This is a genomic window from Enterobacter sp. 5-4 (assembly GCF_000612205.1).
GTDB classification, from domain to species: domain Bacteria; phylum Pseudomonadota; class Gammaproteobacteria; order Enterobacterales; family Enterobacteriaceae; genus Enterobacter; species Enterobacter roggenkampii.
The window spans coordinates 98,406-110,101 of sequence record NZ_JFHW01000002.1; the positions used below are offsets into that span (position 1 = coordinate 98,406).

Consider the following 11,696-nt stretch of genomic DNA (forward strand, 5'->3'; position numbering starts at 1 on the left):
TTCTCAGGGATAATTGATGAAACAAACACAACGTCATGACGCCATTATCGAACTGGTAAAAAAACAGGGATACGTCAGCACCGAAGAGCTGGTGGAGCAGTTTGCCGTCAGCCCACAAACCATCCGTCGTGACCTGAACGACCTGGCCGATCAGAACCGCATCCTTCGCCACCACGGCGGCGCGGCGCTGCCGTCCAGCTCGGTCAACACCTCCTGGCACGACCGAAAAGCGACGCAGACGGCGGAGAAAGAGCGCATTGCCCGCAAGGTCGCCAGCCAGATCCCGAACGGGGCGACGCTGTTTATTGATATCGGCACCACGCCGGAAGCGGTCGCCCATGCGCTGCTGGATCACGAGAACCTGCGCGTGGTCACCAACAACCTGAACGTCGCCAATACCCTGATGCAAAAAGACGATTTCCGCATCATCCTCGCGGGCGGCGAGCTACGCAGCCGCGACGGCGGGATTATCGGTGAAGCGACCCTCGACTTTATCTCTCAGTTCCGCCTCGACTTCGGCATTCTGGGCATCAGCGGCATCGACAGCGACGGTTCGCTGCTGGAGTTTGATTACCACGAGGTGCGCACCAAGCGCGCGATCATTGAAAACTCACGCCACGTGATGCTGGTGGTGGATCACTCGAAGTTTGGCCGTAACGCGATGGTGAACATGGGCAGCATCAGCATGGTGGATGCGGTCTATACCGACGTGATGCCGCCGGCGGGCGTGATGCAGGTAATTAAAGATAATAATTTGCAGCTGGAACTGTGCTAACGGTTGTGTCGGGTGGCGCTGCGCTTACCCGACCTACAAATTGTTTTCCCTCTCCCTGTGGGAGAGGGCATCAGACCGCACAAAACTAAACGCCGTACCCCATCATCTTCAACAGCTGCTGCGCATGCTGCACCGCATCCTGTCGATGCGCCACGCCCAGCTTCTGGTACAGGTTGCGGATATGCGTTTTGATGGTGGTCGCCGCCACCGCCAGCTCGCCGGCAATCTGCTCGTTGCTGTAGCCTGAATAGATGAGCCCCAGAACCTGCCATTCGCGCTGGGTAAGCGGACTGGTGCGGATAAGCTCCGGCACTTCCGGGTGGTTCAGCAGACGTTCAACGAAGTTCTCATCGAAATGCGCAAACTTGTGGCGATGATGCTGGTTAATCTCGCGCAGAATGCGCTGGGCGCGATGCTGATCCAGCTCCGGCAGCGTGTTGAGCTGAATCAGCTGACGCAGCTGCTGGGCCATCACTTCCCCTTCAATCACAAAGTGGCTGATAAACCCGGTGCGGTTAGCCAGCTGTAGCGCCTCCAGCAGCACGCGCTGGGCATCGTTTTTACGGCCCGCCTGCCAGTAGAGCTGATTTTGCAGCAGCAGGTTGCGGTTCAGGTCGCTCATCAGGCGCAGGCTGCGCGCGTTTTCGTTCAGCTCTTCCAGCACAATCTCTGCGGGCTCTAATTCACCGAGCAGGATCTGCGCGCGGGCAATGTTGCGCCACTGGCTCTGCAGGAAGTGGTTGTTGGCAAATTCCGGTTTTGGCGTCTGACGCAGCCAGTTGGCGGCGGATTTTTTATCGCCGGTCATCTGCCAGTAAATCACCCGGACCTTGTCGGCGTTTGACACCCAGTCGCTATGATACTGGCCGTTGCCGAGCAGGTTTTCCAGGCGGTTAAGATGGTTGCGGGCGTTATCGAGATCGCCGCGCGCCAGCGAGCACTGCACCAGCAGCGCCAGGCACTGCAGCTGCTGCTGAGGCTGGAAACTGGAAAGAACATCCACACCCTGGCGGGCGCAGCTTTCTGCTTCATCCAGACGCGACCATGCCCACAGTAATTGAGCGCGAATACGCAGCAGGAACTCGTGCATCGGCAGCTGTTCCAGATGCTGCTCGCGAATCAGCTGGAACGCTTTCTCCTGGTTTTCCCAGGCGGCCTGCAGGAACCCCTGCGCGAATAAAATCTCGCTCTGCTGGATCAGGCTCCACAGCGCGTAGTGCCAGACATCATGACGACGCGCCATCTGTTCGGTTTGCTGCATCAGTGAAAGCGAGCGCGTGAGGTCGCCCTTGCAGTGCAGTACTTCGCCGTGTACGGAGGTCGCCACGATGCGGCTGTAGAAGTTGGCCAGCGGCAGTTCATCCAGCGCGACCATCGCCAGCCGTTCCGCTTCGTCCGGGTCGCCATCGTTAATGGCCACCTGAGCGCGCAGCGCGTTGAACTCGCCGTGCAGGGTGGTATCCATCTCGCTTTCCATCTCCTGCTCGGCGCGTGCCAGCAGGGTGTTCACTTCGCTGTAGCGATGCTGGCTCTGCATCAGCCAGGCCTGCAGCAGCACCAGACGCGGATTCTCCAGCAGGCTTTCCCACGGCAGGGCTTTGAGTGACTCTTCCAGCAGCGTCAGCTCGCTGTGGTTAAACAGGCCCCACGCGTGATTGAGGAGGATATCGCGCAGCATGCTGGCGTCACCGGCGGCGAGCGCGTGGTGGATGGCCTCGCTCGGGAAGCCCTGTGCCATCCAGCTTTCGGCAGCGGCGCGGTGGATCTCCGGCAGTTCAACCGCCAGCTCCCACTGACAGCGCTGGCGCAGGAAGCTACCAAACAGCGGATGATAGCTAAACCACTCGCCGGGATCGTCCATGCGCGTCAGGAAAAGGCCCTGACGTTCAATCTCTTCGAGCTGAAGCTGACCGTTTTCACAGCCCGTCACCCGCACGATCAGCGCATCGTTCATGGAGCGCAGCAGCGAGCTTTTCAGCAGGAAATTACGCGTCGAGGGATCGACGCTGTCCAGCACCTCATCCACCAGGTAATCAGAGAGGTGGCTGGCGTTGATGCCGGCCAGACGGCGCGCTGACTGATGCGCCGGGCTGTTGTTTTGCCGGGCAGAGAGGGCAATCAGCTGCAGCGCCGTGGCCCAGCCCGCGACGTCATCACACAGACGGCTGCTTTCGGCGGCCTCAATCGGTGAGTTCAGGCGGCAGTCGAAGAACTGTTTCGCTTCCTGGTGGGTAAAAGCAAGCTGTTGGCTACCCACTTCCAGAAGCTGATCGCGCACGCGCAGGTTGGCAATACCCAACTGCGGCAGGTTGCGTGACAGCACCACTAACGTCAGGTTTTCCGGCTGATGGCGCAGGAAGAAACGCATCGATTCATGAATCACCGGGTTAGTGATGAGATGGTAATCATCAATCACCACGTAAAGCGGGCGATGCCATTCAGCCAGTTCGATAAACAGCTGAGAGAAAAGGGAGGACAGGCTGGCGTACTGGCGCTTTTGCACCATCACCTCACTGGCGACGCAGTGTCCATGGGTGGCTTGCTGTATGGCGGCAATCAGATAGCTTGCAAAACGTTCTTGCTGGTTATCGCCCTCATCAAGGGAGTACCAGCCAAGATCGCTCTTACCTGCGGCCCATTGCGAGATGAGCGTTGTTTTTCCATAACCTGCAGGGCTCGTAACCAGCGCCAGTCGGAAATTATGCGCGCCGGAAAGTTTAGCCAACAGACGCTCGCGGACCACTGTATGGTCAAGACGAACCGGGCGACTTAATTTAGACGGAATCAACATAGGTTTCACTTCACTGTGGGGAACGAGAGATTTTATTTTTTTTGCGCTTCGTAATTAATACGATATAAGGTCGGTCAGAAAGAGAACTATTGCAAGTTATGTCTGGATTTGGTGGCTCTGAATTTGCACTCTGTCACAAAACATTCAGGCAGATGATGGAACTTTCTGGAAAGGGCTTTAATGCCGCGTCAATGCTGGCTTGTATGGTTGTGCTGCGGCTGCGCTGAAACTGGTTTCAGGAAGGGATAGTGACGTCAAATTTAATAAAGTGTGGGTAAAGTTCAGCGAGAATAATACCTTTCATCGTCATGACATCCTGTTGCAAAAATATTATTCCAGGTAAGTAATTATTTCGGCAGGGTTTAATTTCATCCGAAACTGCATTTCATTTCTTTGACATTCTCCTCGGTTACTTTTTTATCTTCCGGGCACACTCGAACTATGCTCTGAGAGTGGCCTTGATCACACTTTTCTGCTCATCCCCGCTACTCCTCCCTGTCTAATCCCCTACGGGAGGAGGAAGAGGTGAAATGAGCCAGGCACACTAGCGCCAACTTGTGTTTTCTTTCTAAAGGATGCCGATCCCCTATGTCACAGCCTACCTTCAACAAAGCTCAATTCCAGGCTGCCCTGACGCGTCAGTGGCAGCGTTTTGGCCTTCATGCTGCAAACGAGATGACGCCTCACCAGTGGTGGCAGGCAGTGAGCGGTGCGCTCGCAGAGCAGCTGGATGCTCAACCTCTGGCAAAACCGGCAAACGGGCAGCGCCATGTAAACTACATTTCAATGGAGTTCCTGATTGGCCGTCTGACGGGCAACAACCTGTTGAACCTCGGCTGGTATCAGGAGGTTGGTGACGTTCTTAAAGAACACGACATTAACCTGACCGATCTGCTGGAAGAAGAGATTGACCCGGCGCTGGGCAACGGTGGTCTGGGCCGTCTGGCGGCCTGTTTCCTGGATTCCATGGCGACCGTCGGCCAGTCGGCGATTGGTTACGGTCTGAACTACCAGTACGGCCTGTTCCGTCAGTCCTTCGCTGACGGCCATCAGATGGAAGCGCCGGACGACTGGCATCGCAATACCTACCCGTGGTTCCGCCATAACGCGCAGCTGGACGTGCAGGTTGGCATTGGCGGGAAAGTGACGAAACAAGGTCTCTGGGAGCCTGCGTTCACCATTACCGGCGAAGCCTGGGATCTGCCGGTGCTTGGCTACCGTAACGGCGTGGCGCAGCCGCTGCGTCTGTGGCAGGCGAAGCACGCCCATCCGTTTAACCTGACCAAATTTAACGACGGCGATTTCCTGCGTGCCGAGCAGCAGGGCATCGATGCCGAGAAGCTGACCAAAGTCCTCTACCCGAACGACAACCACCTGGCCGGTAAAAAGCTGCGCCTGATGCAGCAGTACTTCCAGTGCGCCTGCTCCGTGGCGGACATTCTGCGTCGCCATCACCTGGCGGGCCGCAAGCTGGCGCAGCTGCCGGACTTCGAAGTCATTCAGCTCAACGACACGCACCCGACCATTGCCATCCCGGAACTGCTGCGCGTGCTGATTGACGAGCATCAACTGAGCTGGGACGACGCCTGGGCCATCACCAGCCGTACCTTTGCCTACACCAACCACACCCTGATGCCGGAAGCGCTCGAGTGCTGGGATGAGAAGCTGGTGAAAGCGCTGCTGCCGCGCCACATGCAGATCATCAACAAGATTAACGACCAGTTTAAAACCCTGGTGGATAAAACCTGGCCGGGCAACAAAGCGGTCTGGGCGAAGCTGGCGGTGGTTCACGATAAGCAGGTACGCATGGCGAACATGTGCGTAGTGAGCGGCTTTGCGGTGAACGGCGTGGCGGCGCTGCACTCGGATCTGGTGGTCAAAGATCTGTTCCCGGAATACCACCAGCTGTGGCCGACCAAATTCCACAACGTGACCAACGGCATTACGCCGCGTCGCTGGATCAAGCAGTGCAACCCGCTGCTGGCTGGCCTGCTGGACAAGACCCTCAAGAAAGAGTGGGCCAACGATCTGGACCAGCTCATCAACCTGGAAAAATACGCTGACGACGCGAAATTCCGCGAACAGTACCGCGCGATTAAGCTGGAGAACAAAGTTCGCCTGGCGGCGTTCGTGAAAGCGCGCACCGGGATTGAGATCAACCCGAATGCGATTTTCGATATCCAGATCAAACGCCTGCACGAGTACAAACGTCAGCACCTGAACCTGCTGCACATTCTGGCGCTATACAAAGAGATCCGCGAGAACCCGCAGGCTGACCGCGTGCCGCGCGTGTTCCTGTTCGGCGCGAAGGCGGCGCCGGGCTACTACCTGGCGAAAAACATTATCCTCGCCATCAATAAAGTGGCGGAGGCGATCAACAGCGATCCGAACGTGGGCGACAAGCTGAAAGTGGTATTCCTGCCGGATTACTGCGTCTCGGCGGCTGAAATGCTGATCCCGGCGGCGGATATCTCCGAGCAGATCTCAACCGCAGGAAAAGAAGCCTCCGGTACCGGCAATATGAAGCTGGCGCTGAACGGCGCGCTGACCGTCGGCACGCTGGACGGGGCGAACGTCGAAATCGCCGAGAAGGTGGGCGAAGAGAATATCTTTATCTTCGGTCATACCGTGGAAGAGGTGAAAGCCATCAAGGCCAAAGGCTACGACCCGGTGAAATGGCGTAAGAAAGACAAAGTGCTGGACGCGGTGCTGAAGGAGCTGGAGAGCGGCAAATACAGCGACGGCGACAAGCACGCGTTTGACCAGATGCTGCACAGCATGGACAAACACGGCGGTGACCCGTATCTGGTCATGGCGGACTTCACGGCCTACGTTGAAGCGCAAAAACAGGTCGACGTGCTGTATCGCGACCAGGACGCGTGGACCCGGGCGTGCATTCTGAACACCGCCCGCTGCGGTATGTTCAGCTCTGACCGCTCAATCCGTGATTATCAGGCCCGTATCTGGCAGGCAAAACGCTAAGGAAGCGCGATGGAGAGTAAACGTCTGGACAGTGCCGCGCAGGCGGCGGGAATTAGCCTCAGTTACATTAATGCTCACGGCAAACCACAGTCTATTGGCGCCGACACCAAAAGACGTTTGCTGGATGCCATGCACAAAACCGAAGCGAAAGCGTCGGCTGCGCCGGTGCCGAACGTGAAGGTATTCACCGCAGGTAAAAAGATGCCGCTCGCGGTGGAAGGGCGCGGCGAGTTTAGCTGGCTGCTCACGACCGAAGAGGGGCATCAGCACAAAGGCCACGCCACCGGCGGCAAAACCCTTAACCTTCCGGCGAAGCTGCCGGAGGGCTACCACACCCTGACGCTCACCCAGGACGATCGGCGTTTCCACTGCCGGGTGATCGTCGCGCCAAAACGCTGCTACGAGCCGCAGGCGCTGCTCGAAGGGAAAAAGCTGTGGGGCGCCTGCGTGCAGCTCTACACGCTGCGCTCCGACAGCAACTGGGGGATCGGTGATTTTGGCGATCTGAAGAACATGCTGGCATCCGTGGGCGAGCGCGGCGGCGCGTTTATCGGCCTCAACCCGATCCACGCCCTCTATCCGGCCAACCCGGAGAGCGCCAGCCCGTACAGCCCGTCCTCCCGTCGCTGGCTGAACGTGATTTATATCGACGTTAACGCCTTAGATGACTTCAAAAACAGCAAAGAGGCGCAGGCCTGGTGGAAACTCAGTACCACGCAGCAGGCGCTGAAGCAGGCGCGCGAAGCCGACTGGGTGGACTATTCCACCGTCACGGCGCTGAAAATGGCCGCGCTGCGTCTGGCGTGGAAAGGCTTTTCGCAGCGCGATGACGAGCAGATGGCGGCGTTCCGCCAGTTCGTGACGCAGGAGGGCGAGAGCCTGTACTGGCAGGCGGCGTTCGATGCGCTGCACGCGTATCAGGTGAAAGAGGACGAAATGCGCTGGGGCTGGCCGGTCTGGCCTGAAGCGTATCAATCCGTCGACACGCCGGAAGTGAAAGCATTCTGTAAAAAATATGCCGATGAAGTGGACTTCTACCTGTGGCTGCAGTGGCTGGCGTACAGCCAGTTTGCCGCCTGCTGGCAGGTGAGCCAGGGCTATAAAATGCCGATTGGCCTGTACCGCGATCTGGCCGTAGGTGTGGCAGAGGGCGGCGCGGAAACCTGGTGCGACCGTGAACTCTACTGCCTGAAGGCCTCCGTCGGCGCGCCGCCGGATATCCTTGGCCCGCTCGGCCAGAACTGGGGCTTGCCGCCGATGGATCCGCACGTGATGGCGGCGCGCGCCTACGAGCCGTTTATCGACCTGCTGCGCGCCAACATGCAGAACTGCGGGGCGCTGCGTATCGACCACGTGATGTCCGTGCTGCGCCTGTGGTGGATCCCGTACGGTGAAACGGCGGATCACGGGGCGTACGTGCAGTATCCGGTTGACGATCTGCTGTCGATCCTGGCCCTGGAAAGCAAGCGTCACCAGTGCATGGTGATCGGTGAAGATCTCGGTACCGTGCCGGTGGAGATTGTCAGCAAGCTCCGCGACAGCGGCGTCTACTCCTATAAAGTGCTCTATTTTGAAAACGACCATGAGAAAACCTTCCGCGCGCCGCAAGCGTACCCTGAACAGTCAATGGCAGTCGCGACGACGCATGACCTTCCTACGCTTCGTGGCTATTGGGAAAGCGGCGATCTGACCCTTGGCAAAACGCTGGGCCTGTATCCTGACGAAGAGGTGTTACGCGGCCTGTATCAGGATCGCGAGCTCTCCAAGCAGGGGCTGCTGGATGCGCTGCATAAGCATGGCTGTCTGCCGAAGCGCGCCGGGCATAAAGCGTCGCTGATGGCGATGACTGCGACACTCAACCGCGGTTTGCAGCGCTATATTGCCGACAGCAATAGCGCCCTGCTGGGCCTGCAGCCGGAAGACTGGATTGATATGGCGGAGCCGGTGAACATCCCGGGTACCAGCTATCAGTACAAGAACTGGCGTCGCAAGCTGTCCACCACGCTTGAGGCGATGTTTGCCGATGACGGGGTGAACAGGCTGATCAAGGATTTGGATAAGCGGCGAAAAGCTGCTGGTAAGAAGTAATAAAAAACCCGCCAGCGGCGGGTTTTTTATTATCAGGTGGTGCTCATGTAGGTCGGGTAAGGCGTAGCCGCCACCCGACTTAGGGCATCAGACCACCATATTCAGCAGCAGCACCCCGACCAGACCGCACACCGAAATAATGGTTTCCAGCGCGGACCAGGACTTGATGGTTTCACCGATCGTCAGGTTGAAGTACTCCTTGAACAGCCAGAAGCCCGGATCGTTTACGTGAGAGAAAATCACGCTACCGGAACCGACGGCGATAACCATCAGCTCAGGGCTCACGCCCGTGGTGGCAATCAGCGGCGCAACGATGCCGCCTGCGGTGATCGCTGCAACGGTCGCAGAACCCAGCGCAATACGCAGAACCGCGGCAATAGACCAGGCCATCAGAAGCGGCGACACGTTGGTTTCATGCATCATGGCAGCGATGTATTTGTCCACGCCGCTGTCGACCAGAACCTGTTTGAACGCACCGCCACCGCCGATGATCAGCAGCATCATGGCAATGATTTTGATGGAAGAGGTCAGCGTGTCGTTGATCTGATCCATGGAGCGGCCGCGGTTCAGACCGAAAGTGAACATCGCGATCAGCACGGCAATCAGCGTTGCCATCACCGGGTCACCCAGGAATTCTGCAACGGACAGGAACGCATGACCTTTTGGCAGAACCATCTCTGCCACGGCGCGCATCGCCATCAGGATCACCGGTACCAGAGAGGTCCAGACGCTGACGCCAAAGCCAGGCATCTCTTCTTCGGTGAAGGTTTTGGCGCTGTACAGACCTTCCGGAATCGGCTTATCAATGCCTTTCAGGAAGCGGGCATAAACCGGGCCTGCCAGAATCACCGTTGGGATCGCCAGAATCGTACCGAACAGCAGGGTTTTACCCATGTCGGCGTGGAAGATGGTCGCGATAGCGGTTGGGCCCGGGTGCGGCGGCAGGAAGCCGTGGGTCACGGACAGCGCCGCGGCCATTGGCACACCGACATACAGCAGCGGGATGCTCGCGGCAGCCGCAATGGTGAACACCAGCGGCAGCATCAGCACGAAGCCTACTTCATAGAACAGCGCGAAACCAACGGTAAAGCCGGTTAACACCACTGCCCACTGAATGTTCTTCTTACCAAATTTGTCGATAAGCGTGGTGGCAATACGCTGCGCGCCACCGCAGTCCGCCAGCATTTTACCGAGCATGGCGCCGAAGCCCATGATCAACGCCAGGCTGCCGAGCGTGCCGCCGACACCGGCTTTAATCGAGCTGATAACTTTTACCAGCGGCATCCCCTGCATCAGACCGACTGCAAGTGCCACCAGAACCAGAGCGATAAATCCGTTCATTTTGAAGCGGATCATCAAGAGCAGTAATAACACAACACCGATAGCAACGATGACTAATGGCATGATTTACCTGGCCTTTGAATTGTTATGGGTAACGTCATTGTTTCAACGACAAATTCCGGTTGTCCCAACTGGGAACAGAGAAGTAACGGCACTAATACTGATGCCTTTTAAACGATTAAGTTTAGTCGGCTGTTATGAGTGTGCTTAGTGCCCATGGGAATGATACGGGTAACATGGCGTGATTGAGAATCACCCTGGAAGGCAAAATGTGAATTATGAGACGCAGGTCAACATATAGAGGGGAGTGAAGAGGAGGAGCAGGGTTTTGTAGGCCCGGTAAGCGCAGCGCCACCGGGCAATACAGATCGGCGCTGAATTAGTAGTAAGAGTGCTCGCCGCGCTGGTGTTCGGTCAGGTCACGCACGCCTTTCAGTTCCGGGAACTCGTTCAGCAGCTGCTTCTCGATCCCTTCTTTCAGGGTGACATCGACCATTGAACAGCCGTTACAGCCGCCGCCAAACTGCAGAATGGCAAAACCTTCGTCGGTGATTTCCATCAGGGAAACACGACCGCCATGGCCAGCCAGCTGCGGGTTAATCTGGGATTGCAGCAGATACTCAACGCGCTCCATCAGCGGGGCATCGTCAGACACTTTACGCATTTTCGCGTTCGGTGCTTTCAGGGTCAGCTGAGAACCCAGCTGATCGGTGACGAAGTCGATCTCCGCATCTTCAAGATACGGTGCGCTCAGCTCATCAACATAGGCGGTGAGCTGTTCAAATTTAAGGGCAGTGTCGGTGGCTTCCACGGCGTCCGGAGGACAATAAGAAACACCACATTCTGCATTCGGCGTGCCTGGATTGATCACAAACACACGGATCTGCGTCCCTTCTTCCTGATTTGCCAGCAGTTTGGCAAAGTGCGCTTGTGCAGAATCGGAAATACGGATCATAGCTTTGGCCTAATAGTTGACTAAATTACCTGGGTATAATCATACGCCCATTGAAGAAGGGCTACAAGGTACGGCACAGACACCATACCTGAACCGACGCGGCGCCGCTTTGCAAAAGCAGTCGGGAAAGTTCAGCAACGGTACTGCCTGTGGTGACGACATCATCCACAATCGCGATATGGAGACCGTCGACCGGCAATTCAAGGCGAAAGGCATTTTTGAGGTTTCTTTTGCGAAGCCGGGCGCTGAGCTGATGCTGGATGGCGGTGGCATGAACACGCGTCAGCGCGCGGGCATCATACTGACAGCCAAGCCACCGGGCGAGGGGACGGCAGATCAGGTCGCTCTGATTGTAACCGCGTCGCCAGTGGCGGCGTCGGTAGAGGGGGACATTTACCACCCTGTCGATTTTCGGCAATGCGCGGTGGCGCCGCGCCTGCAAAACCGCCAGCAGTAGCAGTCGCGCAAGGGGCTGTGCCAGCGCACTCTGGCCGGAAAACTTCAGCGCGTGAATCAGCCTGCTCAGCGGCGGAACATAATTATCCACCGCCACCAGCGCGCTCCACGGCGGGGATTTTTTCAGGCACCGGCCACAGGGCAAAGAGGGATTTGTGGCCGGTAAACCACATTGTGGACAGATCCCGATACGCCATTGCAGCGATCGCGTACAGACGGAGCAGATGCCCCACCTGCTGAGTGCCAGCGGCATTCGGCATAGCCAGCACAACCCAGGTACTGTTAGCATGTGCAACCTCCATGTGAAA

General features: G+C 57.4%; 7 protein-coding genes. 3 read left to right on the forward strand and 4 right to left on the reverse strand.

All coding sequences use genetic code 11. The annotated features are described in order from the left end of the window. Positions 1-16 precede the first annotated feature (16 nt). Positions 17-775: a DeoR/GlpR family transcriptional regulator gene (locus AA74_RS0100715; RefSeq protein WP_008503060.1), complete on the forward strand. Its 759-nt coding sequence runs from the start codon at positions 17-19 to the stop codon at positions 773-775. 85 nt (positions 776-860) lie between these two features. Here AA74_RS0100715 and malT read toward each other — a convergent pair whose 3' ends face one another. Continuing rightward, entirely contained in the window at positions 861-3,566 is a 2,706-nt protein-coding gene (malT, locus tag AA74_RS0100720) for an HTH-type transcriptional regulator MalT (RefSeq protein ID WP_008503059.1), read from the reverse strand. 588 nt (positions 3,567-4,154) lie between these two features. Between malT and malP the strand changes: the two genes are divergently transcribed. Both malP and malQ read left to right on the forward strand, forming a co-directional pair. Beyond that, positions 4,155-6,548 (forward strand): maltodextrin phosphorylase, encoded by a 2,394-nt coding sequence (gene malP / locus AA74_RS0100725; RefSeq protein WP_025910288.1) that lies wholly within the window; start codon positions 4,155-4,157, stop codon positions 6,546-6,548. Positions 6,549-6,557: 9 nt separating this feature from the next. Then, entirely contained in the window at positions 6,558-8,636 is a 2,079-nt protein-coding gene (malQ, locus tag AA74_RS0100730) for a 4-alpha-glucanotransferase (protein WP_025910290.1), read from the forward strand. An 87-nt stretch (positions 8,637-8,723) separates the two neighbouring features. On the opposite strand, the gene gntT is transcribed toward malQ, so the two are convergent. From gntT to gntX, 3 genes are all read right to left on the reverse strand, one after another. Beyond that, the gene (gene gntT, locus AA74_RS0100735; RefSeq protein WP_013099097.1) at positions 8,724-10,040 is read right to left on the reverse strand and encodes a gluconate transporter; all 1,317 of its coding nucleotides are present in this window, start codon (positions 10,038-10,040) and stop codon (positions 8,724-8,726) included. Between the two features lie 316 nt (positions 10,041-10,356). Beyond that, positions 10,357-10,932, reverse strand: a complete 576-nt coding sequence (gene nfuA, locus AA74_RS0100740) for a Fe-S biogenesis protein NfuA (protein WP_008503055.1) — start codon at positions 10,930-10,932, stop codon at positions 10,357-10,359. Positions 10,933-10,993: 61 nt separating this feature from the next. Then, the gene (gene gntX, locus AA74_RS01000000121895; protein ID WP_032667195.1) at positions 10,994-11,677 is read right to left on the reverse strand and encodes a DNA utilization protein GntX; all 684 of its coding nucleotides are present in this window, start codon (positions 11,675-11,677) and stop codon (positions 10,994-10,996) included. Positions 11,678-11,696 lie beyond the last annotated feature (19 nt).

Bases quoted from the DNA above. Each gene is read 5' to 3' on its own strand.
- nfuA (WP_008503055.1), bottom strand. From the start codon at position 10,932: ATGATCCGTATTTCCGATTCTGCACAAGCGCACTTTGCCAAACTGCTG.
- gntT (WP_013099097.1), bottom strand. From the start codon at position 10,040: ATGCCATTAGTCATCGTTGCTATCGGTGTTGTGTTATTACTGCTCTTG.
- malQ (WP_025910290.1), top strand. From the start codon at position 6,558: ATGGAGAGTAAACGTCTGGACAGTGCCGCGCAGGCGGCGGGAATTAGC.
- malT (WP_008503059.1), bottom strand. From the start codon at position 3,566: ATGTTGATTCCGTCTAAATTAAGTCGCCCGGTTCGTCTTGACCATACA.
- malP (WP_025910288.1), top strand. From the start codon at position 4,155: ATGTCACAGCCTACCTTCAACAAAGCTCAATTCCAGGCTGCCCTGACG.
- gntX (WP_032667195.1), bottom strand. From the start codon at position 11,677: ATGCTAACAGTACCTGGGTTGTGCTGGCTATGCCGAATGCCGCTGGCA.
- AA74_RS0100715 (WP_008503060.1), top strand. From the start codon at position 17: ATGAAACAAACACAACGTCATGACGCCATTATCGAACTGGTAAAAAAA.